General features: G+C 70.7%; 19 protein-coding genes and 1 pseudogene. 14 read left to right on the top strand and 6 right to left on the bottom strand.

Annotated features, from left to right (window positions below; translation table 11 throughout):
- Nucleotides 1-310 precede the first annotated feature (310 nt).
- Genes ACLQ2R_RS17880 through ACLQ2R_RS17865 form a run of 4 tightly spaced genes read left to right on the top strand, consistent with a single transcriptional unit; the run spans nucleotide 311 to nucleotide 4,104 of the window.
- Nucleotides 311-1,435 (top strand): polyamine ABC transporter substrate-binding protein, encoded by a 1,125-nt coding sequence (locus tag ACLQ2R_RS17880; protein ID WP_425960896.1) that lies wholly within the window; start codon nucleotides 311-313, stop codon nucleotides 1,433-1,435.
- Nucleotides 1,436-1,461: 26 nt separating this feature from the next.
- Nucleotides 1,462-2,313 (top strand): ABC transporter permease, encoded by an 852-nt coding sequence (locus tag ACLQ2R_RS17875; protein ID WP_425960894.1) that lies wholly within the window; start codon nucleotides 1,462-1,464, stop codon nucleotides 2,311-2,313.
- Complete coding sequence (locus ACLQ2R_RS17870; RefSeq protein WP_425960892.1) at nucleotides 2,306-3,079, top strand: ABC transporter permease; 774 nt, start codon at nucleotides 2,306-2,308, stop codon at nucleotides 3,077-3,079. The genes ACLQ2R_RS17875 and ACLQ2R_RS17870 overlap by 8 nt, the downstream gene beginning before the upstream one ends.
- Nucleotides 3,079-4,104: an ABC transporter ATP-binding protein gene (locus tag ACLQ2R_RS17865; protein ID WP_425960890.1), complete on the top strand. Its 1,026-nt coding sequence runs from the start codon at nucleotides 3,079-3,081 to the stop codon at nucleotides 4,102-4,104. Before ACLQ2R_RS17870 ends, ACLQ2R_RS17865 begins: the two co-directional genes overlap by 1 nt.
- On the opposite strand, the gene ACLQ2R_RS17860 is transcribed toward ACLQ2R_RS17865, so the two are convergent.
- The gene (locus tag ACLQ2R_RS17860; RefSeq protein ID WP_425960888.1) at nucleotides 4,098-4,706 is read right to left on the bottom strand and encodes a TetR/AcrR family transcriptional regulator; all 609 of its coding nucleotides are present in this window, start codon (nucleotides 4,704-4,706) and stop codon (nucleotides 4,098-4,100) included. The two genes, ACLQ2R_RS17865 and ACLQ2R_RS17860, sit on opposite strands and share 7 nt — an antisense overlap.
- A 127-nt stretch (nucleotides 4,707-4,833) precedes the next feature.
- Between ACLQ2R_RS17860 and ACLQ2R_RS17855 the strand changes: the two genes are divergently transcribed.
- From ACLQ2R_RS17855 to ACLQ2R_RS17830, 6 genes and pseudogenes are all read left to right on the top strand, one after another.
- Nucleotides 4,834-6,105 carry a glycosyltransferase gene (locus ACLQ2R_RS17855; RefSeq protein WP_425960886.1) on the top strand — a complete coding sequence of 424 codons (1,272 nt, stop codon included), beginning with the start codon at nucleotides 4,834-4,836 and terminating at the stop codon, nucleotides 6,103-6,105.
- 31 nt (nucleotides 6,106-6,136) lie between these two features.
- Nucleotides 6,137-7,546, top strand: a pseudogene (locus ACLQ2R_RS17850) (aminobutyraldehyde dehydrogenase); the annotation flags it as partial.
- A gap of 186 nt (nucleotides 7,547-7,732) precedes the next feature.
- Nucleotides 7,733-11,179, top strand: coding sequence for a nitrate- and nitrite sensing domain-containing protein (locus ACLQ2R_RS17845; protein ID WP_425960884.1), 3,447 nt, complete (start codon nucleotides 7,733-7,735; stop codon nucleotides 11,177-11,179).
- The gene (locus ACLQ2R_RS17840; protein WP_307562194.1) at nucleotides 11,176-11,598 is read left to right on the top strand and encodes a roadblock/LC7 domain-containing protein; all 423 of its coding nucleotides are present in this window, start codon (nucleotides 11,176-11,178) and stop codon (nucleotides 11,596-11,598) included. Before ACLQ2R_RS17845 ends, ACLQ2R_RS17840 begins: the two co-directional genes overlap by 4 nt.
- A gap of 9 nt (nucleotides 11,599-11,607) precedes the next feature.
- The gene (locus ACLQ2R_RS17835) at nucleotides 11,608-12,018 is read left to right on the top strand and encodes a DUF742 domain-containing protein (RefSeq protein ID WP_425960882.1); all 411 of its coding nucleotides are present in this window, start codon (nucleotides 11,608-11,610) and stop codon (nucleotides 12,016-12,018) included.
- 7 nt (nucleotides 12,019-12,025) lie between these two features.
- Complete coding sequence (locus ACLQ2R_RS17830) at nucleotides 12,026-12,565, top strand: GTP-binding protein (RefSeq protein ID WP_386235268.1); 540 nt, start codon at nucleotides 12,026-12,028, stop codon at nucleotides 12,563-12,565.
- Between the two features lie 176 nt (nucleotides 12,566-12,741).
- On the opposite strand, the gene ACLQ2R_RS17825 is transcribed toward ACLQ2R_RS17830, so the two are convergent.
- Genes ACLQ2R_RS17825 through ACLQ2R_RS17805 form a run of 5 tightly spaced genes read right to left on the bottom strand, consistent with a single transcriptional unit; the run spans nucleotide 12,742 to nucleotide 17,125 of the window.
- Nucleotides 12,742-13,746 (bottom strand): methyltransferase, encoded by a 1,005-nt coding sequence (locus ACLQ2R_RS17825; protein WP_425960880.1) that lies wholly within the window; start codon nucleotides 13,744-13,746, stop codon nucleotides 12,742-12,744.
- Nucleotides 13,747-13,770: 24 nt separating this feature from the next.
- On the bottom strand, nucleotides 13,771-14,553 hold the full coding sequence (locus ACLQ2R_RS17820; protein WP_425960878.1) for an ABC transporter ATP-binding protein: 783 nt from the start codon (nucleotides 14,551-14,553) through the stop codon (nucleotides 13,771-13,773).
- A gap of 9 nt (nucleotides 14,554-14,562) precedes the next feature.
- A complete protein-coding gene (locus tag ACLQ2R_RS17815) occupies nucleotides 14,563-15,354 on the bottom strand; it encodes an ABC transporter permease (RefSeq protein ID WP_425960876.1) in 792 nt (263 codons plus the stop codon).
- Nucleotides 15,354-16,142, bottom strand: coding sequence for an ABC transporter permease (locus tag ACLQ2R_RS17810; protein ID WP_425960874.1), 789 nt, complete (start codon nucleotides 16,140-16,142; stop codon nucleotides 15,354-15,356). Before ACLQ2R_RS17810 ends, ACLQ2R_RS17815 begins: the two co-directional genes overlap by 1 nt.
- The gene (locus ACLQ2R_RS17805; RefSeq protein ID WP_425960872.1) at nucleotides 16,139-17,125 is read right to left on the bottom strand and encodes an ABC transporter substrate-binding protein; all 987 of its coding nucleotides are present in this window, start codon (nucleotides 17,123-17,125) and stop codon (nucleotides 16,139-16,141) included. Before ACLQ2R_RS17805 ends, ACLQ2R_RS17810 begins: the two co-directional genes overlap by 4 nt.
- Before the next feature lie 487 nt (nucleotides 17,126-17,612).
- On the opposite strand from ACLQ2R_RS17805, the gene ACLQ2R_RS17800 reads away from it, so the two are divergent.
- From ACLQ2R_RS17800 to ACLQ2R_RS17785, 4 genes are read left to right on the top strand one after another with little or no spacing between them, the layout of a single operon-like run.
- A complete protein-coding gene (locus ACLQ2R_RS17800) occupies nucleotides 17,613-20,903 on the top strand; it encodes a nitrate- and nitrite sensing domain-containing protein (RefSeq protein ID WP_425960870.1) in 3,291 nt (1,096 codons plus the stop codon).
- 43 nt (nucleotides 20,904-20,946) lie between these two features.
- Entirely contained in the window at nucleotides 20,947-21,360 is a 414-nt protein-coding gene (locus ACLQ2R_RS17795; protein WP_386236572.1) for a roadblock/LC7 domain-containing protein, read from the top strand.
- Nucleotides 21,361-21,384: 24 nt separating this feature from the next.
- On the top strand, nucleotides 21,385-21,843 hold the full coding sequence (locus ACLQ2R_RS17790) for a DUF742 domain-containing protein (protein ID WP_425960869.1): 459 nt from the start codon (nucleotides 21,385-21,387) through the stop codon (nucleotides 21,841-21,843).
- Complete coding sequence (locus ACLQ2R_RS17785; RefSeq protein ID WP_425960867.1) at nucleotides 21,824-22,417, top strand: GTP-binding protein; 594 nt, start codon at nucleotides 21,824-21,826, stop codon at nucleotides 22,415-22,417. The genes ACLQ2R_RS17790 and ACLQ2R_RS17785 overlap by 20 nt, the downstream gene beginning before the upstream one ends.
- The last annotated feature ends 5 nt before the right edge of the window (nucleotides 22,418-22,422 follow it).

Raw genomic sequence — 22,422 nt, 5'->3', positions numbered from 1 at the left:
AGTGTCGATTGAAAGACGCTCGTGGGTCGCGACGGGGAGCGGCCGGAAGTGCCGTACGGCGAACGTTCCGGTCTCCTCGCAGGTCAGAGCGTCGAGCAGGGCGGCGGTCCGTCCGTCGCCGGCCTCGGGGACCGTGTCCAGTCCGTCCCAGATTGAAGGTGGATTTAACAAACGGACCAAACTTTCCTGGGCTGATGTCGGTGTCAGTCTTGCTCACGTTAATGTTGGCTGCAACACTCCTGCTTTGGTCTGCCGTGCCCCCACACGGCCGGTCTGCCCCATTTGTCTGAATTCTTAAGGAGTAGCGGCCGTGCCCCGCACTCACATCCGTCGTCTTCCGGCCGCCGCCCTGGCCGCCGGCCTCGCACTCGCGATCTCGGCCTGTGGCGGGGAGTCCGCCGACACCGCCGCGGCCCCCGCCGCGAACGCCTCGTCCGCGCAGCTCGACCCCAACGCCGACCTGTCCAAGCAGAGCCTCACCATCTCCGTCTGGGACGGCTACACGCCCAAGGAGCTGGCGGCCGAGGTCAAGAGCAAGCTCAAGACCGACCTCAAGGTGACGCTCCACGACACCAACGAGACGATCATGGCGAAGCTGACCAGCGGGGCCGACACCGGCCTCGACGTGGCCTTCGTCTCCGGCCAGTACGCCCAGGCCCTCAACGAGGCCGGCCTGCTGGAGCCGCTGCACCCCGAGCTGATCCCCAACCTCGCGAACCTCTACCCCGAGGCCAAGGAACTCTCCTACGACAAGGGCAACGTCTTCTCGGTCCCCTACACCTGGGGCACCACCGGCATCTGCTACCGGACCGACCTGGTGAAGACGCCGCCGAAGAGTTGGAACGATCTTCTCGACCCTCCGGCCGAGGCGCTCAGGAAGGTCACCATGATGACCACCGAGCGCTGGCTTGCCCTGCCCGCCATCAAGGCGCTGGGCTACTCGGTCAACACCAGGAACGACGACGAGATCGCCAAGGTGAAGGCCAAGCTGCTGGAGGCCAAGCCGAAGCTGCTGGGCTACGACGACACGACGTTCGGCGACAAGCTCAAGAGCGGCGAGGCCGTGATGGTCGAGGCGTGGGACGGCTGGTGCCCGACCACCGAGAAGAACATCAAGTTCACGGTGCCCCAGGAGGGCAGCGACCTGTGGGTGGACACCATGGTCGTGCTGAAGTCCTCCAAGAACAAGGAGGCGGCGCACGCCTTCGTCAACTACATCCTGGACCCGAAGGTGCACGGCTGGGCCGCGGAGAACATCCTCTACAAGGTCCCGAACAAGGCCGCCATGGACGCGATGGACGCCAAGCTCAAGGCCGACAACGCCCCGCTCCAGATGACCCCCTCCGACCTGCTCAAGGGTGAGTCGATCATCGACCTGGGCGAGGACTCGGCGAAGTTCACCAGGCTCGCGACCGAGGTCGCGACCAAGCAGTGACACGTTCCACCGTTTCCGGCGCGTCCGTGAGGTCACGGGCGCGCCGTTCGCGCGCCCTGGGGAGACTCGTCTTCCTGGGGCCCGGCCTGACGTACCTGATCGTCCTGCTGCTGGTCCCGCTGGCGCTGCTGATCGGCTTCACGCTGTTCCGCAGGGGCCGTTTCGGCGGGATCGTCTACGAGGTGACCGGGGAGAACTTCACCCGGCTGATCGACCCCCTCTACCTGGAGGTGCTGCTCGGCTCGCTGAAGCTGGCCGGCATCGCCACGCTGATCACCCTGCTGCTCGGCTACCCGACGGCCTACCTCATCGCCCGGTTGCCGGGCAGGTGGAAGACCGTCGCGCTGGTCGCGATCGTGCTGCCGTTCTGGACGAACTTCCTGATCCGCATCTACGCCTGGATCGTCCTGCTGAGCGGCCCCGGGCTGGTCAACGGCGTGCTGCTGGACCTGGGGCTGATCGAGCGTCCGCTGGAGCTGCTCTACAACCAGGGCACGATCGTCGTCGGCCTGGTCTACTCCTATCTGCCGCTGATGGTGCTGCCGCTGTACGCGGCGATCGAGCGGCTGGACCCGCAGCTCCGCGAGGCCTCGGCCAACCTCGGCGCCTCGCCGGCGCGCACGTTCGCCTCGGTGACGCTGCCGCTGACCCTGCCCGGCGTCGTCACCGGCTGCCTGTTCGTGTTCGTGCCGAGCTTCGGCAACTTCATCATCCCCGAGCTGCTCGGCGGCGGCCGTTCCATCATGGTCGGCAACCTGATCAGGGACCAGTTCCTCAAGGCGCGCGACTGGCCGTTCGGGTCCACCCTGGTACTGGCGCTGCTGGCCGTGCTGGTCGTCCTGCTGCTGCTGCAGGCCTGGAGTGCCCGACGTGCGTAGATCCCGTCTGCTGTACGTGCCCTTCTGGGTGTCGTACGTCTTCCTGTACACGCCGATCGTCGTGCTGGTGGCGATGTCGTTCAACGCCGGGGAGTCCCCCTACGTCTACGAGGGGTTCAGCCTCGACTGGTACGGCGTGCTCGCCCAGAACGAGAGGATCCGCGAGGGCCTGGTCAACACGCTGATCGTGGCCGCGGGCTCCACCGCGCTGGCCACGGTGCTGGGCACCCTGCTGGCCGTGGGCCTGGTCCGCCACACCCGGTCGCGGGCGCTGGACGCGCTCGGCATGCTGCCCGCGGTCCTGCCGGACCTGGTGCTCGGCATCGGCCTGCTGGTCTTCTACGCCACGATCCGCTCGACCCTGGGCCTGCACTCGGTGCTGCTGGCGCACACCGTGTTCGGCACGGCGTTCGTCACCGCGGTGGTCCGCACCCGGCTCACCCACGCCGACACCTCCCTGGAGGAGGCGTCCAGGGACCTGGGCGCCACCCCGCTGACCACGTTCGCCCGCGTCACGCTGCCGCAGCTCGCGCCGGGCATCGTGGCAGGTGCGCTGCTGGCGTTCACGCTGTCCGTCGACGAGTTCGTCATCGCGTTCTTCACGGCGGCCCCCACCACGCCGACCCTGCCCATCGTCATCTACTCAATGGTCCGCTTCGGGGTCACCCCCGAGATCAACGCGCTGGCCACGCTGCTGCTGCTGGTGAGCTTCACCGTGGTGATCGTGGCCCAGCGGATGACCCGACTGACGGAGTCCCTGTCCTGATGCTGAAGATCACGGGAGTCGGCCGCCGGTTCGGCGACGTCACGGCCCTGTCGGACGTCTCCCTGGAGATCCGGCAGGGTGAGTTCTTCGCGCTGCTGGGCCCCAGCGGGTGCGGCAAGACGACGCTGCTGCGGATCCTGGCGGGCTTCGAGTCGCCCGACGAGGGGACCGTCACGCTCGACGGCGAGGACCTGCTCGCCAGGCCGGCCCACCGCCGCCCGGTCAACCTGATGTTCCAGTCGTACGCGCTGTTCCCGCACATGACCGTGGCCAAGAACGTCGCCTACGGCCTGGAGCGGGAGCGGTTGGACCGCTCCGAGGTGCGCCGCAGGGTCGGCGAGGTGCTGGAGAAGGTCGGCCTCGGCGCGACGGCCGGTCGCAGGCCGCAGCAGCTGTCGGGCGGCCAGCGGCAGCGGGTCGCGCTGGCCCGCGCGATCGTCAAGCGCCCGCGCCTGCTGCTGCTGGACGAGCCCCTGTCGGCGCTGGACAAGAAGGTGCGCGCGGAGATGCAGCTGGAGCTCAAGCGGCTGCAGGACGAGGTCGGCATCACCTTCGTCGTGGTCACCCACGACCAGGAGGAGGCCATGTCGCTGGCCGACCGGATCGCGGTCTTCGACACCGGGCGGGTCGAGCAGGTGGACGCCCCGGTCGAGCTGTACGAGCGCCCGCGCACCCCGTTCGTCGCCGGTTTCGTCGGCGCCAACAACCTCTTCGCGGGCCGGGCCTGCCCGGCGGGGCTGGCCGCGGACGGCCTCGGCGTCCTGCCCGGCGTGTCCACGCTGCCCGACGGCACGCCCGCGCTGCTCGCCGTGCGTCCCGAGCGCCTGAGGCTGGGCGCCCAGGGGGTGCTGCGCGGCGAGGTCGTCGACGTGAGCTTCTACGGCGGCGTCTCGCACGTGTCGGTCCTGGTCGCCGGGCGTCCGGCGCCGGTCCTGGTGGCCGTGCAGGGGGCCACCCGGGCCCGCGCGGGCTCGCCGGTGGCGCTCGGCTGGGCGGAGGCGGACGGGGTGCTGATCCCTCAATGAGACGACGTGAGCGGGTGGCCCGTCGCGGTCCTGGCGTAGTCGAGGATGAGGTCCGCCGCCTCCTGCGGGCCGATCACCGGATGGCGGGCCGTTATGCGGTAGCCGTAGGCGTCCTCCAGCGCGACCAGGTTGCGGGCGACGGTCAGGCACTCGCCGGACAGCGAGAAGGTCCCCAGGGCGGTGCCGGTGTCGAGGATGCTCTGGTAGAGCGAGACCTGGCGGTCGTAGAGGGTGGTCAGCAGGAGCGCGTACATCCTGTTGCGGGACGCGGCGCCGCCGAGCTCGTTGAGCAGCCGCACGTCCGGGTCGTCCGGTCCGTGCGGCAGCCCGGAGCGGACGGTGACCACGAGTTTCTCCGCGGGGTCGCGCATCCCGGCGATCCGCTTGAGCCTCTGCTCGTAGAAGCGCTCCATGCCGGCGTGGTGGGCGTCGACCAGCAGCTCGCTGAGGCGGGGGTAGTGGTAGAGGACGGCTCCGGAGGTGAGCCCGGCCTCCTCGGCGACGTGGGTGAGGTGCACTCCCTCGGTGCCGTGCCTGATGATCGCGCGGTGTGCGGCCGCGATGAGATCCAGGCGCCTGTCCGCCCGTCCCTTACGCGTCATGCTTCCCCGCTCTTCGAAGACCACGCTCTGTGCCGGGGTCCATAGTGACCCTTCCCCAGGGTTTTTGCCACCCGGGAATTACACCGTTCTTCACAAAGCCGTAAACCCCCAGACGCAAGGAGGCGTGATGTCACTCACGATCCTGTTCATGCCGGAGAGTGCCTACGGGCCGACGAACAACTGCATCGGCATCGGCGACATTCTTCGCCGGCGCGGGCACCGGGTCGTGTTCGCGGCCGAGGCCTCGTGGAAGGGGAAACTGGAGGCGCTCGGATTCGAGGAGGACCTGGTCGACCTCGCGCCGCCGTCGGAGGAGGAACAGGACGCCGGGCAGTTCTGGAAGGACTTCATCAGGGACACCGCCCCCGAGTACCGCAGGTCCACGCTGGAGCAGCTGGAGACGGTCACCAAGCCGATCTGGGACGCCCTCGTCGACGGCGTCAAATACTGCGAGCCCCGGCTGAAGGAGATCATCGAGCGCGTCCGCCCGGACGTCGTCGTCGAGGACAACGTCATCACGTTCCCGGCGCTGCTGACGGCCGGCAAGCCGTTCGTGCGGATCGTCTCGTGCAACCCGCTGGAGGTGCGCGGCGAGGGCGTGGCCCCGGTCTTCTCCGGGCTTCCCGCCGGCGACCGCTCGCAGTGGGCGGCCTTCTCCGCCGAGTACGACCGCACCCACCGCGAGATCTGGACCGCCTTCGACGAGTGGGTCGTCGCCCAGGGCGCGCCGCCCCTGCCCGACCTGGACTTCATCCACGAGGGCGACCTCAACCTGTACGTCTTCCCCGAGATCCTCGACTACACGGGCGCCCGGCCGCTGGGCGCCACCTGGCACCGGCTGGACTCCTCGGTCCGCGAGACCGAGGGGGAGTTCGAGCTGCCCGCCTCGCTGGCCGGCCGTGAGGGCGCGCTGGTCTACTTCTCGCTGGGCTCGCTCGGCTCGGCGGACGTCTCGCTGATGCAGCGGGTGATCGACGTGCTGGCGACCACCCCGTACCGCTTCATCGTCTCCATGGGCCCGCTGCACGAGGAGATCAGGCTCGCCGGGAACATGTGGGGCGCCGAGTTCGTGCCGCAGACCACGATCATCCCCATGGTCGACCTGGTCATCACGCACGGCGGCAACAACACCGTGACCGAGGCGCTGCACTTCGGCAAGCCGATGATCCTGCTGCCGCTCTTCTGGGACCAGTACGACAACGCCCAGCGCGTCCACGAGCTCGGCTACGGCGTGCGCCTGGCCACCTACGCCTTCGCCGACGAGGAGCTGACCGGCGCGCTGGAGCGCCTGCTGGGCGACACCGCGCTGCGCGAGCGCCTCGCCGCCGCGGGTGCGGAGATCCGCGGGCGCGACGGCCTGCGCAGGGCCGCCGACCTGATCGAGCGGGCCGGCGCCTGACGCCCCCTCGCCCCACCACCACGGAAGAGGCCCCATGGGTACGTTGATCAACCCGGCGACCGGCGAGGCGCTGCCGCGCGCGGCCGACACCCCGGTCGCCGAGGTGGCCGCGGCGGTGCGGCGGGCACGCGCCGCGTTCGAGGAGTGGGGCGCGAGGATCCCGGCCGAGCGGGCCAGGGTGCTGCTGCGCTTCGCCGACCTCGTCGAGGCCGACGCCGAGGAGCTCACCCGGCTGGAGGTCGCCGAGACCGGCAAGCCCGCCGCGGTCTTCCGCGACGGCGAGCTGCCGTTCGCCGCGGACAACCTGCGCTTCTTCGCCGGGGCGGCCCGCTCGCAGGACGGCACCGGGGCGGGTGTGTTCAGCGCCGGCTACACCTCGGTCATGGTGCGCCGCCCGGTCGGCGTCGTCGGCTCGATCGCCCCGTGGAACTTCCCCCTGGTGATGGCGGTGTGGAAGATCGGCCCGGCGCTCGCCGCCGGGAACGCCGTGGTGATCAAGCCCGCGCCGCAGACGCCGGGCACCACGCTGCGGCTGGCGGAGCTGTTCGCCCGCGCCGGGGCGCCCGACGGGCTGCTGCAGGTCGTGCTGGGCGACGCCGAGGTGGGCCAGGCGCTCGTCACCGATCCCGGCGTGGACATGGTGAGCGTCACCGGCTCCACCGAGACCGGCCGGGCCGTGATGCGCGGCGCGGCGGGCTCGCTCAAGCGGGTCCACCTGGAGCTCGGCGGCAAGGCCCCCGCGCTGGTGTTCGACGACGCCGACCTGGCCGCGATGGCCACGGGCGTGGCGATGGGCGCCACCTACAACACCGGCCAGGACTGCACGGCCGCGACGCGCGTCTACATCTCCCGCGGGATCTACGACGAGGCGGTCGAGGCGTTGCGCGCGACGCTGGAGCGCGTCCGGCCGGGCGATCCGTGGGACCCGGCGTCCGACATCGGGCCGCTGATCTCGGCCGGTCACCGCGAGCGCGTGCACGGGTTCGTCGAGCGCGCCCGCGCGCGGGGCACCTCGGTGCTGTGCGGCGGCGCGCTTCCTGAGGGGCCCGGCTTCTACTACCCGCCCACGCTGGTGGCCGGGGCCGCCCAGGACAGCGAGATCGTCCAGGGCGAGCTTTTCGGTCCTGTCCTGGTCGCCCTGCCCTTCGACGGGGAGGACGAGGCGGTGCGCCTCGCCAACGACACCCCCTACGGGCTGGCCTCCTCGGTCTGGTCCGGTGACGTGGCCAGGGCGCTGCGCGTCTCGCACCGCCTGGACGTCGGCGTGACCTGGGTGAACGACCACCTGCCCATCGCCTCGGAGGCGCCGCACGGCGGGGTCAAGGGCAGCGGGTTCGGCAAGGACATGAGCCAGGAGGCGGTCGGGGAGTACTCGGTGACCCGCCATCTGATGATCAAGCATCAGGCGCCGGAGGTGAGAGATTCTTTTCGGCCAGCCTGAAAACTTTGATACGGTAGATCCCTTTTATAGGAGTCTGCCGATACTTACTCCATTCGAAGTGACATAAAGGATGTGCTTCACATTGCTTCCGCCGCTTCCCAGTCCGGCGAGGGGTTACGCAGGCCAGTGAATACACAAGACCACCGGACCCACCGGACGGCAGAGACGGGCCACCGGACGTCAGGGGTGGGCAGCCGCCTCCTGCCGGCGAACTGGCGCGTGCGGCCCCGCCTGGTCGCGCTGATCCTGCTCCCGACCGCCGCCGCCGTCCTGCTCTCCGGTCTCCAGCTCACCACCGCCCTGTCCACGGCCGGCGAGTACCGCCGGATGACCGAGGTCGCCTCGCTCGTCGAGTCGCTCGGCACCCTCTCCCACGAGATGGCCGAGGAACGCGACCTCACCGCCTGGTACGTCGCCGGCGGCACCCGCGCCCGGCTCACCCGGGTCAGGGACCAGCGCCTGGTGGTCGACCGGACCGGCGAGCAGGTGAGCCTCGCCATCGACGCCCTGGAGCAGTCGCAGGCGGCCCGCGTCCGCTCCGAGGCCGCCCAGGTCAAGCGCTGGCTCGACGGCCTCCCTGGCCTGCGCAGGCTGATGACCGACGGCAGCGTGCTGCCCCGCGCGGCCCTCGGCATGTACAGCCGCATGATCGGCGACTTCATCACCCTCCACGACGACCTGGGCCGCAGCGGCGGCGACGAGCGCCTCATCGGCGACGCGCTCGCGCTGGGCGCGCTGAGCCGGGCCAAGGAACAGGTCGCGCGGCAGCGGGGCACCCTGCTGGTCAGCTTCCTGGACCGCAAGTTCGACTTCGACGACCCGGCCGACCTGCTGGGCGCGTACCGCAGCCAGCAGAGCGAGGAGAACGCCTTCCGGGCGACCGCCGCCGCCGGCCAGATCCAGCAGTTCGGCACGGTGGTCGGCGGCACGCAGGCCATCCAGGCCAACACCATGCGCACCCTGGTCATGTCGCTCATGCGGGAGAACAAGCCGCTGGAGCGCATCGGCCCGAGCTGGCTCAGGAGCGCCGAGGTCTGGTACAACGCCGCCTCCGCCGAGGTGGACGGCATGCGGACCGTCGAGCGCGGCCTGAGCGCCGCGGTGGTCGCCCGCAGCCGGGCGCTGGAGAGCGCCGAGCAGCGCAACGCCATCGTCTCCGGCGCCTCGATCCTGGTCCTGCTGGTACTGATCCTGTTCATCACCGCCTGGGTGGCCGGCACGCTCGTCCGGCCGCTGCGCAAGCTGCGCAGCGAGGCGCTGGAAGTGGCCGGCAACCGGCTCCCCGAGACCGTCCGGGTGCTGCGGGAGTCGGGCGACCACGCCCCCGACGTCGAGGTGCCCTCCATCGGGGTGTCCTCCCGCGACGAGATCGGGGAGGTGGCCCGCGCCTTCGACGAGGTCCACCGCGAGGCCATCCGGCTGGCGGGCGACGAGGCCCGGCTGCGCAGCAACATCAACTCGATGTTCGTCAACCTCTCCCGGCGCACCCAGTCGCTGGTGGAACGCCAGATCGACCTCATCGACGACCTGGAGCAGGGCGAGCAGGACGAGGGCCGGCTGGGCAGCCTCTTCAAGCTGGACCACCTGGCCACCCGCATGCGCCGCAACTCCGAGAACCTCCTGGTCCTCGCCGGCCAGGAGCAGAGCCGCCGCTGGAGCGAGCCGGTCCCGCTGAGCGACGTGGTCCGCGCCTCGCTGTCGGAGGTCGAGAACTACGAGCGGGTCAACCTCCGGGTCGAGCCGGGCACCTCGATCATCGGACAGGCCGTCAACGACATCGTCCACCTGGTCGCGGAGCTGGTGGAGAACGCGATCTTCTTCTCGCCGCAGGACACCAAGATCACGGTGACCAGCAACGGCAACGAGATGGGCACCGTCATCCTGGCGGTCACCGACTCCGGCATCGGCATGAGCGACGAGGAGCTGGCCGAGGCCAACCGGCGGCTGGCCGAGCCCCCCGCGGTGGACCTGTCGGTCTCCCGGCGGATGGGCCTGTTCGTGGTCGGCCGCCTGGCCATGCGCCACGGCATCAGGGTCCAGCTCAGGCGGCCGGACACCGGCGGGCTGAGCGCCGTCGTGCTGCTGCCCGCGCAGGTGGTGGCCCAGGCCACCATGACGCCGGAGATGGCCATGGCGGGACAGGGCGGGCCGCCCGGCTCCTTCGGCGGTCCCGGCGTCCCGTTCGGGTCCGCGCCCGCCGCCGACCCGTTCGCCGCGATGAACCCCGACCCGTTCGGCACGGCAGGGCGGTCCGACGCGTTCGGCGCGGCGCGCAGGCCCGGCCCGTTCGGGTCCGCGCCCGGCACCGGCACGTTCGGCACCGTCCCGGCCGGTGCCTCCGGCGCGGACCGGAACCAGGACCCGTTCGCCCCGGCGCCCGGCGCCGGGACGTTCGGCGCGGCGCAGCGGCCCGACCCGTTCGCCTCGGCACCGGGTCCCGACCCGTTCGCCTCGGCACCGGGTCCCGACCCGTTCGCCTCGGCGCCCGGTCCCGGCGCGTTCGGCGCCGCGCCCGGTGCCGACCCGTTCGCCTCCGCGTCCGACGCGGGCGCGTTCGGTGCCGATCCGTTCGCCTCGGCGTCCGGTGCGGGTGGGTTCGGCGCAGGGAACGGGGGCCGGCCCTCGGACGACGGCGGGCGGCCCGCGCCGTCGTTCGGCCAGGCGTCGTTCGGCCAGGCGTCGGCGGACCTCTGGTCGGGGCCGACGGTGTCGGCCTCGGCGGTGGAGGACATGTGGTCGTCGCCGCTGACACCGGCTCCGGCGCCGTCGTTCCCCTCGACCGGGCCGGAGCACTCCTCGTCCGAACCCTGGTCGGCGCGGCGGTCCGAGCCGCTGGACAGCACCCAGGCCCTTCCCGCGGTGAACTACTCACCGACCGAACCCGATCCCGAGGAGTTCCTGCCGATCTTCGCGGCGGTGGGATCGGACTGGTTCCGCACCGCCGCGTCCGGGAACGGGCGGGAGCACGACGCCGAGCCCGGGACGGCGCCCGAGCCCGGGGCGTCCGGCGAACCCGTCACCGAACAGGTGGCGGGACAGGCCGACGAGCGGATCGCCCCGTCCGGTGGCGAGGGCAGGCCGCGCCCGCTGGAACAGCGGGTCAGGCGAGGCCCGCAGGGATTGGAGACCCAGAACATCCCGCAGATCTCGCACTCCTCCCCGGCGGCCCCGGCGGCCCCGTCGTTCCCGGAGTCCCCGGCGGCGTCCCTGCCGCCGTCCCTGTCGCCGTCGTCGCCGTCGTCGCCGCCGCTTCCGCGGCGCCAGCCCAGGCACCCCGAGCAGCCGTCGCAGGCCGCGCCGCAGGCCCCGCGGCAGCCGGAGCCGCTCGCGGCCGGTCCCGCCGACAGGCAGCCGTGGAGCAGCCCGTCCGACCAGGGCTGGGCCGCCGCGGAGACCGCCAAGAAGCCCGTGGAGGGCGGCGTGACCGGCGCCGGCCTGCCCAAGCGGGTCCCCAAGGCGAACCTCGTCCCCGGGTCCGCCCCGGCGGCCGCCTCGGCGCCCGCCGCGCCGATGCCGCCGGTATCCGCGGAACGGGTGCGCAGTCGTCTGTCCAGTTTCCAGCAAGGCGTACGGCAGGGCCGCGCCGAGATGAGTGAGCGCGCCAACGCCGTCGAGGGAGAGAACCAGCAGTGAACAACCAACTCAGTCAGGCCGCACGCGGCTTCAACTGGCTGATCACCGAGTTCGTCAAGGAGATGCCGGGGGTGGCGCACGCGGTGATCGTCTCCGCGGACGGGCTTCCGCTGGCCTACTCCCAGGGCTTCCCCCGGGATCGGGCCGACCAGCTCGCCGCGATCACGGCCGGCCTGATCAGCCTCACCCAGGGCGCCTCGCGGGTCTTCGAGGGCGGCCCCGTGGCACAGACGGTGATCGAGATGCAGCGCGGCCTGCTGCTGACGATGTCGATCAGCGACGGTTCCGCGCTGGCCGTGCTGGCCTCACCGGACTGCGACATGGGCCTCGTGGCCTACCAGATGACCCTGCTCGCAGAACGTGCCGGCCAGGCGCTCACGCCTGCTCTCCGCGCCGAGCTGCAGTCGGTACAGCGATAGGGGGGTGATATGGACGCACCAGGCTGGCACGGCCCGGGGGAGGACCCCCTTGCCACGCCTCAGGCCAAGAGCGGGCGAGATCGTCTGATCCGCCCCTACGCTGTTACGGGGGGCAGGACCGCTCCCCGGGTACAGCTCGCTCTCGAGGCCCTGGTCACCTCGGCGACGTTCGCGAGCATGGATCCCGCCGCTCTCTCCATGCTCTCCACGGAATACCAGGCGATCATTACACTGTCCCGTCAGGTGCGTTCGGTCGCCGAGCTCTCGGCCCTGTTACGCATGCCGCTCGGCGTGACCCGGGTGCTGATCGCGGACATGGCGGCCGAGGGCCTGGTGCAGATCCATCAGCCGTCACTGGATGCGGGTAAACCGGATCTCAATCTGCTTGAAAGGGTGCTCAGTGGGCTTCGCAGGCTCTGACGCCGGAATGACGTCGACGAAGATCGTCGTCGCCGGCGGGTTCGGTGTCGGCAAGACGACCTTCGTCGGTGCGGTCTCCGAGATCATGCCGCTGACCACGGAAGCGGTGATGACGGAGGCCAGTGCGGACGTCGACGACCTCTCGCACATTCCGTCGAAGCGGACCACCACGGTCGCCATGGACTTCGGCCGTGTCTCTCTGGACCGCGACCTGATCCTGTACCTGTTCGGTACGCCGGGTCAGCACCGGTTCTGGTTCATGTGGGACGACCTCGTCAAGGGGGCGATCGGCGCGGTCGTGCTGGTCGACACCCGGCGGCTGGCCGACAGCTTCCCGGCGATCGACTACTTCGAGGAGGCCGGCCTGCCGTTCGTCGTGGCCCTCAACGGGTTCGGCGGATCACACATCCACGGCGAGGAGGAGGTGCGGGAGGCCCTGACGGTCTCCCCGCACATCCCCATCGTCCGGACCGACGCCCGCTCCCGTGACGCCGTGAAGTCGACGCTGATCGCTCTCGTCGAGCACGTCCTCACGCTGCGGGTCTGACGTCCCGGCCGGGCCTCGTCCCCCGCGGGGGGCGAGGCCCGGCCGCCGCCCCGGAACGGGATTCGCGAGGCGGACGCGACGGCGACGGCCGGTGACGCGAACCTCGCGTCACCGGCCGTCGCCTCATGCCTTCGGGAATCACGCCTTCGGGAGTCGTGCCTTCGGGAATCGTGCCGTCACATCGGCACGGCCTCCAGGAGGGAGGCGCCCTGGGTCAGCTCCACCTGCCGGGTGAACCGGAGGCCGGAGGCCTCCAGCAGCGCGGCGTACTCGGAGGTGCTGCGCTCCATGCCCTCCCCGAAGAGGGCCAGCATGCGCATGTCGATGTCCTTGCTGATGTGCGGCCGGTCGTCGTCGGGGACCACGAACTCCACCAGCAGCACCCGGCCGTCGTCGGACACGGCCTCGCGGACGTTGCTCAGGATCCTCACCGCGTCCTCGTCGGACCAGTTGTGGATCACGCTGCTCAGCAGGTAGGCGTCGGCCCCGCCGGGCACCGACGCGAAGAAGTCGCCGGCTGCGAAGCTGCAACGATCTTCAAGAGGGGTTCCGGAGAAGAACAGCCTGGCATCCTCCACCACGTGTTCCTGGTCGAAGAGGACGCCGGAGAGATCTGAGTACCTGTTCAGGACGGAGGCCAGGATGTGGCCCTTGCCGCCGGCCACGTCCACCAGCGTCCGTACCCCGGAGAAGTCGTAGCGGTCGGCGACCGCGTCCGCGAAGGGCCTGGCCCTGACCACCATGTAGTCGTTGAACAGGGCCCCGGCGCGGGGGTTGGCCTTGAGGTAGCCGTACAGCGGGCCGTGCCGCTCGGCGAACCCCGACCTGCCGGTACGGGCGGTCTGCGCGACCTTGCCCATGCCGTACCAGAAGCCCTCCTCGGAGATCATGCGTACCGCGGGGCGCAGCGAGCCGGGCACGTCGTCGCGGAGGGTGTCCCCGGCCTCGGTCAGCGCGTACACGCCGGGCCGTACCGTCGTGACGATGCCCATGGCGGCGAGTTCGCGCAGGACCCTGCCGAGCGCGGTCGCGTCGGCGCCGCAGCGCCGCGCGAGCTCGCCGACGTCCAGCGGCCCGTCGCGCAGGTGGTCGGCGCAGCCGAGCTCGGCCATCGTCGCCAGGGCGGCGAAACGGGAGACGCCGCCGATCGCGTCCCAGACCGGTGCCTGTGGGTTGCTCAAGAGGGATCCTCTCCGGGGTCGGGCTCAGGGGGTGAAGGCCGACGGGCTCCGCATGCCGCGCACCAGGCGCCCGACCTCGGCCCGCAGGTGCACGAAACCGGGGTGCTCCCGGGTGGTGATCTGGTCGCGCGGGCCGGGCAGGTTCACCCGCAGGTCGCCGACGACCGTGGCCGGCGCCTTGGACAGGACCACGACCCGGTCGCCGACGTAGACGCTCTCGTCGATGTCGTGGGTGATCAGCACGATCGTCATGTTGTGCAGGCCGCGCACCCGCAGGGTCAGGTCCTCCAGATCCTCGCGGGTCTGGGCGTCCACCGAGCCGAAGGGCTCGTCCATCAGCAGCAGGGCGGGACGGTAGGCCAGGGCGCGGGCGATGGACACCCGCTGCTGCATGCCGCCCGACAGCTGCCAGGGGTACTTGGCCGCGGCGCCCTCCAGGCCGACCTGTCCCAGCGCCTCCATCGCCGCGTCGGTACGGCGGCGCCGGTCCATGTTCCTGCGCCGCAGCGGGAGCGAGACGTTGTCGGCCACCGACATCCAGGGGAACAGCGAGCGGCTGTAGTCCTGGAAGACCACCGCCAGGTTGTCGGGCGTCTGCTCGACGCGGACGCCGTTGATGACGACCTGGCCGCCGCCGGGCTTGAGCAGCCCCGCGATGGAGCGCAGCAGGGTGGACTTGCCGCAGCCGGACGGGCCGACGACGCAGACCAGCTCGCCCTGGGCGACCTTCAGGTCGATGCCGCCCAGCGCGTGGTGGGCCGACGGCCCGCTGCCGTAGGTGTGGGTCAGGTTGGTGATCTCAAGCACGGCAGGTCCTCAGGTCGTCTGCTTGGCGGAGCGGTGCCAGGACAGGACACGTCGCTCGACCGCAAGGAAGGCCGAGTTCAGAACGTATCCCAGGACGCCGAGCACCACGATCGACCCCCACACACCGGGAAGGTCGTAGGACCGCTGGGAGTCCAGGAGCTGGAAACCGATCCCGTCGATGCTGCCCACCAGCTCGGAGAGCACCATGAGGATCAGCGCCAGCGACAGGCTGACCCGGAGGCCGGCGAAGATCTTGGGCATGGCCGCGGGCAGGATGACCCGCAGCAACCGCTGGCCGCGGGACAGCCCGAAGACCCGGGCGGTGTCCAGGTGCTGGAGGTCGACCAGGCGGGCGCCCTCCGAGGCGTTGATCAGGATCGGCCACACGATGCCGAACGCGATGAAGCTGATCTGCATCCGGGCGCCGATCGCGAACAGGGCCATGAAGAACGCCAGCAGCATGGGCGGGGGGATGGCCCTGGCGAACTGGATCAGGGGGTCGACGAGGCGGAAGAGCAGCGGGGAGCGGCCGATCGCGACGCCGAGCGCGATGCCGACGATCCCGGCCAGCACCCATCCGGCCAGCAGCCGGCCGACGCTCACCGGGATGTTCGTCAGGGCCGCGTCGGTGAGCCAGAGCCGCTCCGCCGGGCCGGTCAGCCACATGGTGTGCATGCTGGCGGCGATCTGGGACGGCGGCGGGAAGGTCAGCGCCTCCGCGGAGCGCGCGGCCAGCTCCCACAGCACCAGCACGACCGGTACCGGCCACAGCCGGCCGGCGGCACGCAGCGCGCCGTTCATCAGACCACCTCCGTACGGGCGGTGTGCCAGCGGAAGACCCGGCGTTCCACCAGCACGAACAGGCCGTTGGTGAGGACCCCGATGACCCCGGCCCACATGGCGGCCGCGGTGACGTACTCCACCGCGTCCACGCCGCCGGCGCTCTCCAGGACGTAGCTGCCGATGCCGTCGCTGCCGCCGCCGAGCAGTTCCGCGCTGATCGCGACGATGAGCGCGACCGCCGAGGCGAGCCGGACGCCGGTGGCGATGAACGGCGCGGTGCTGGGCAGGGAGACCCGCCACAAAACGGCCGGGTTGCCGAACCCGAAGCTGCGGAGCGTCTCCTTGGCGAGCGGGTCGACGTCCTTGAGGCCGTACATCGTGTTGATGAGGATGGGCCAGGTGGCCGCGTAGACCACCAGGGTGACCTTCATGTCGAACCTCTCGGAGAACACCGCGAGCGCCAGCGGGATCAGCGCGATCGACGGGATCGGCCGGAGGAACTCCACGATGGGCCGCATCGCCTTCTCCGCCGCGGGCACGGTGCCCAGCAGGAAACCGGCGGGCACGGCCACCATGAACGCGATCGTCAGGCCGGTGGCCCACACACCGAGGGTGGAGAGCACGTCGGAGAGGAACTCCCCGTCCGTGACGAGCGAGGCCGCCCGGCCGAGCACGACGGAGGCCAGCGGGAAGGCGGCCGGGTCGATGAGCCCGACCCGGCCGGCGACCTCCAGAACGCAGAACAGCCCCGCGGCGCCCAGGGCGCCGCAGAGCAGTTTGCTGTCGAGCGGGTGCCGCTTTCTCACCCGAGGTTTCCAGGCAGGATGACCTTGGCCTGGATCGACTCCTTCAGGTAGCCGTACTCGACCATCAGGTCGGCGACCCGCTGCAGCCGGGTCTCGTCGAGGCTGGTGGGGAAGGAACCGAGGGTGATCACGGCCGCGGTCGCGGCGTCGATCTTGGTGTACGTCGGCAGGATCTCCTCGACCGCCTTACGGTCGGAGGCGGCGATCTGCTGGGCCTTGCCCATCGCGCTCTGGAAGGCCTTGACCGTGTTGGGGTTGTCGTTGGCGAACTTCTCGGTGACGACCACGCCGGCGATGGGGAAGTCGGCGGTGGAGTCGACCATCGTGTCGGCGAGCTTCTGGGCGCCGATGGTCTTCTGCACGGCGGTCAGGTGCGGCTCGGTCATCCAGGCCGCGTCGACGGTGCCGTTCTCCAGCTGGGTCTTCATGTCCGGGAAGGGGAACTCGACGAAGGAGACGTCGCTCTCGGTCAGCCCGTGCGTCTTGAGCACCGAGGTCACCGCCAGGGTGCCGATGTTCTGCTTGCTGTTGACCGCGATCTTCTTGCCCTTGAGGTCGGCGGGCGTCTTGATCGTGGAGTCCTTGGGCACCATGAGGTTGAAGGAGTTCGGGGTCGCCTGGTACATGTCGGCGATGATCTTCAGCTTGTTGCCCTTGGAGACGGCCAGGAAGGTCGAGACGTAGTTCGTCTGGGTGGCGTCCAGGGTGCCGCCGAGCAGGCCCTGCTGGGCCTGGGCGCCGCCGGGCACGACCTCGATCTTGACGGTGAGGCCCACGTCCTTGAAGAAGCCCCTCGCGTTGGCGATGTAGAGCGAGGCCGAGTCGGGGATGGGCAGCGCGCCGATCGTGAGGCTGGTCTTCTCCAGGCCGTTCGCGTTCGCGGCGGCGGTCTCGGCCGGTTCGTCGGAACCACCGCAGGCGCTCAGGGCCAGGGCCGCGGCGACTCCCGCGATGACGGCCCGGCTCGCAAGTGTGAACCTCATGGGTCTCCTTAGCTGCGTTCGACCGCCCCGTCCGGGACTCGCTGTGGAACGTCGGGCGACATGGAGGAGGTCCCGGGAGGCATGTCGGTCAAGGGGGGGATGCCGACCGCGGATCAGAGTAGCGGAGAGGATCAGTCAAAACATAAATAACGCCCCTTTCGCCCCTAAGACTCAAAGCGGTCATATACATCACTTCTGTCCCATGGACATCAGTGAGGGGGAGGTATCTAGCGGGCGTGTTGAAAGATGTCAAGAAAGTTGTTTCGCATCTTTGTGGGATTTTGTGGCCATAGGGGGGTGTGTGCCTGCCCGGTTGGGGGCTCTATGTCCCTGTTCGTAGGGAGATGCGCCTTATGCGCTGTTGGCCGATCTCATCCGGCTGTGCTCCAATAACCCCTACCCCATGGATGCGTCGGCGTCACTTGCACATCACTGCGTGACGCGATCCCCTCCAAGCAGACGATCCGAGGAGAGGCAGCGGAGGCCAGTGAGGACAGCGTCAACCCCCAGCGAACGCGATTCCGGGCTGGCACCTGCCCTGGGATCCGGCGGCCGGGGAGCAGGGCCGAAGGGCGGCCAGGACACGGACCCCGACGGGGCCGACTCCGCCAGGCCCGAACGGAGCGGCGGAAGGCTCGCGCTCAAGAACTGGCGGGTGCGATCCAGGCTGATCGCGCTCATCGTCATCCCCACCGCCGCCGCGATCGTGCTGGGCGGCCTGCGGGTCACCTCCTCGCTCAGCAGCGCGGGGGAGTACGAGCGGGTGCACACCACCGCCGAGCTCGCCGCCGACCTCAGCCACCTGGTCGACGAGCTGCAGCTCGAACGTGACCTCTCGGCCCGGTACGCGGCCCAGGGACGCCAGAGCAACGGCAGGGCGAACATCCGCAAGCAGTACGAGGCCGTCGACGACGTGACCCGCGAGGTGTCCGCCCGCATCGACGCCGTCAACCTCGACAGCGACGTGCTGGAGGCCCTCGGCACCCGGGGCAGGACCGAGCTCACCCAGATCCGCCGTCGCATCGCCGAGTTCAAGAGCATGCGCGAGACCGCGACGGGCACCAACGGCGCGATGCCCGCCAAGCCCGTGATCGACATGTACTCCCGTACGATCGCGGACCTGCTGGCCCTGCACGACGAGATCATCCAGGGTGTCTCCGACCAGGGCCTCGCCGGCGACGCGGCCGCCTTCGGCTCGCTGGCCCGCGCCAAGGAACAGGCGTCCAGGGAGCGCGCCGAGCTCGCCATCGCGCTCGCCGCCGGGGAGTTCAGCTCCGAGGGCCTCAACGCCATGCTGGCCGCCCGCGCGCAGCTGGACGGAGAGCTCGCGGCCTTCCGCGCCGAGGCCTCGATCGTCCAGCGTCAGCTCTACGACGACACGGTCAGCAGCCAGAAGAAGGACCGCGCCGCCGCCATGCGCGCCCGCGCCATCTTCATGGGCCTCAATAACATCGTCCCGCTGCGCAACGTCGACGCCTCCACCGGCAGGGTCAGCGACCAGGTGCAGTGGTTCGACGTCTCCAGCGACATCGTCACCCGGATGCGCACGGTCGAGGAGGAGGTCGCCAAGACCCTCATCGGCCAGAGCCTGGTGCTGCAGCAGGCCGAGCAGCGCGGCGCGCTGATCGCCGCAGGGCTCATCGGGCTGCTGCTCATCCTCGTCCTGATCGTCACCGCGATCATGGCGCGGTCGCTGGTCAGGCCGCTGCGCACGCTGCGCACCGAGGCGCTGTCCATCGCCGGCCAGCGCCTGCCGGAGACCGTCCAGACGATGCGCGAGACCGGTGAGGTCCTGACCACCGACATCACACCGATCGGCGTCTCCTCCGACGACGAGATCGGTGAGGTGGCGCGGGCCTTCGACGAGGTCCACCGCGAGGCCGTACGGCTGGCGGGCCAGGAGGCCACGCTGCGGAGCAACGTCAACGCGATGTTCGTCAACCTCTCCCGGCGCAGCCAGACCCTGGTCGAGCGCCAGCTCTCCCTCATCGAGAACCTGGAGCAGGGCGAGCAGGACGAGGCGCGGCTCGGCAGCCTCTTCCGCCTGGACCACCTCGCCACCCGCATGCGCCGCAACTCCGAGAACCTCCTGGTCCTCGCCGGTCAGGAACCCGCCCGCCGCTGGAGCCAGCCGGTCCCGCTCATCGACGTGGTCCGCGCCTCCCTGTCGGAGGTCGAGAACTACGAGCGGGTCGACCTGCAGCTGTCCGCGGGCGTGTCCGTGGCCGGTACCTCCGTCAACGACGTCGTGCACCTGATCGCGGAGCTCGTGGAGAACGCGATCTCCTTCTCCCCCCGGGAGACCAAGGTCATCGTCTCCAGCAACCGCATCGACGGCGGCGGCGTGATGGTCTCGGTCACCGACATCGGCATCGGCATGACCGCCGAGGAACTCGCCCAGGCCAACTGGCGGCTGGCCAACCCGCCGGTGGTGGACGTCTCGGTGTCCCGCCGGATGGGCCTGTTCGTGGTCGGACGCCTGGCCCTGCGGCACGGCGTCCGCGTCCAGCTCAGGCAGCAGGACAGCGGCGGCCTGACCGCCATGGTCCTGCTCCCGGAGAACCTGCTCGCCGTCACCGCCCGCCCCGGCGCCCCCGCCGGCATGGGACAGGGCGGCGACTGGGCCGCCTCCATGGGCTCGATGGACCGCGCGCCCGTGATGGCCAGCCCCACCTCCCCCCCGATGCCGTCCTTCGCCTCGTTCGAGGCCGCGCACCAGAACTCGTTCGCCTCGCTGGACCTCGGGCAGCAGTTCAACTCCTTCGAGGCCCCGCAGACCCCCTTCGGGGGAGGCCAGTTCGGCCAGGCGCCCGTCGACACCCCGTGGCCGGGACAGACCCCGCCGCCCGGAGCCGGATCGGCTCCCGGCTGGCCCGAGGTCTCCCAGCCCGACTCGTCGGTCTGGCGCCAGGGCCAGGGCCAGGGGCAGCAGGGCCAGCAGGGTCAGGGCCAGGGATTCGGGCAGGAGCAGGGATTCGGCCGGGGACCGGGCGCCCCGCGCGGCGACTCCGGCGGATGGCCGTCCGGTTCGAGCGCGCCGGTACGCGGCGACGCCCCCGTCTGGCCCGGCGGCCAGCAGGGCAGGGACGAGGCCTCCGACATCTGGTCGACCTCCTCCCTGCGCGGCGGTGGCTCCGGAGGGTGGCCCTCCACCGGCGAACCCGACCCGTTCGGGCGCCGCGCCTTCGACACGGCCGACAACACCGGCCCGCTGCCGGTGGTGCCCGACTCCTCGCCCATGGAGGAGGCCAAGGAGGAGTTCCTGCCGATCTTCGCGGCCGTCGAGTCCGACTGGTTCAAGAAGGTCGAGCCGGTCACCGCGGTCCACGAGCGCCTCTCGGAGGCCGCTCCGGCCCAGGCTCCCGAGGCGGCCGTGCCGGTCGCACCGGCAGCGTCGGCGCAGGAGACCGTCGTCCAGCAGGCGCCGCCCGCCGCCCCGCCGCAGCCGAGCGGCTGGTCCTCTCCCGCCGACGCCGGCTGGCAGGCGGCCAAGGCCGCCAGCGACCCCTCGCTGGGCGGGATCACCGGTTCCGGGCTGCCCAAGCGGGTGCCCAAGGCGAACCTGGTACCCGGTACGGCCGCACCCGACCTGAGTGCGGCCCCCCAAGCTCCCGTCCTGAGGCCGACCGTCTCCCCAGAGGCGGTGCGCGACAGGCTGGCGAGCTTCCAGCAGGGAGTACGGCAGGGCCGCGCGGCCGCCAGGGGCGGGGCCGCAGGGGACGGGCGGCCGTATCCCGACTTCACCCGGGACGTCGAAGGAAACAAGGAGGACCGGTGAGCGAGCTCATCATGGTCGCCAAGGAGGATGACACGTGCGCGAAATGAGCCAGGCCGCCCGGGGGGTCAATTGGCTGATCACCGACTTTGTGAACAACGTCCCAGGTGTGGCGCACACGGTCGTGGTGTCGGCGGACGGTCTGCCGTTGGCGTATTCCGACGGGTTCCCCCGCGACAGGGCCGACCAGCTCGCCGCGGTCGCCGCCGGTCTGATCAGCCTGACCCAGGGCGCCTCACGGGTGTTCGAGGGCGGCGCGGTCACCCAGACCGTGGTGGAGATGCAGCGAGGACTGCTTCTCATCATGTCGATCAGCGACGGCTCGTGTCTGGCCGTGCTGGCCGCGGCCGACTGCGACATGGGCCTGGTGGCCTACCAGATGACGCTGCTCGTCGAGCGGGCCGGCCAGGTGCTGACACCGGCCGTGCGCGCCGAACTGCAGTCTTCCCATACGCGGTAACGGTGACGACGCTAGGAGGCTACCGTGGCAGGCCGCGGCTGGACCGGTGAGGGCGACTCGCTCGGCGGGTTCCCCTATCAATCAATGGACGACCCCCACCGGCATCAGGGCGGTCCGTCACACCTCATGCAGCCGGCGCCGGCGGAACAGAGCTCCCTGGTCCGCCCGTACGCGGTGACCGGGGGGCGTACCGCCCCCCGGACCCAGCTCGCCCTGGAGGCCCTGGTCTCCTCGGCGACGTCCGCGCATCACGATCTATCCAACCGCACCCCGGAGTATCAGGCGATCAGCGCCCTGTGCCGGCAAGTGCGTTCGGTCGCTGAGATCTCCGCGATGCTCCGCATCCCGCTCGGCGTGACCCGGATCCTGGTGGCCGACATGGCCGCCGAGCATCTGGTCCAGCTGCATCAGCCGCAGCTGGACGCGGGCAAGCCGGATCTCAACCTGCTGGAAAGGGTGCTCAGTGGACTTCGCAGGCTCTAGCCGCGGCGGCGGCCTGACATCGACGAAAATCGTCGTCGCGGGGGGGTTCGGCGTCGGCAAGACCACGTTCGTGGGAGCGGTGTCGGAGATCCTGCCGCTGACCACCGAGGCGGTCATGACCGACGCCAGCGCCGGGATCGACGACCTGGGGCTGACGCCGCACAAGACCACCACCACGGTGGCGATGGACTTCGGCCGCGTCTCGCTGGACCGCGACCTGATCCTGTACCTGTTCGGCACGCCCGGCCAGCACCGCTTCTGGTTCATGTGGGACGACCTCGTCCGCGGCGCGATCGGCGCGATCGTGCTGGTCGACACCCGCCGGCTGGCCGACAGCTTCCCGGCGATCGACTACTTCGAGGAGGCCAAGCTCCCCTTCGTCGTGGCGGTCAACGGGTGGGACGGCACCTACCTGCACGGTGAGGAGGAGGTGCGCGAGGCGCTGACGCTGGCCCCGCACATCCCCATCTCCCGCACGGACGCGCGCTCCCGCGACGCGGTCAAGGCCACGCTCATCACGCTGGTCGAGCACGCGCTCACCGTGCGTATGGCCGTTCCCGGCTGGGGCCGCTGACCCCA

Origin of the sequence: Streptosporangium sp. DT93, assembly GCF_049844535.1 — a bacterium.
Lineage (GTDB): Bacteria > Actinomycetota > Actinomycetes > Streptosporangiales > Streptosporangiaceae > Streptosporangium.
The sequence above is the reverse complement of the archived record's forward strand: the minus strand, read 5'-3'. Positions and strand labels throughout refer to the sequence as shown.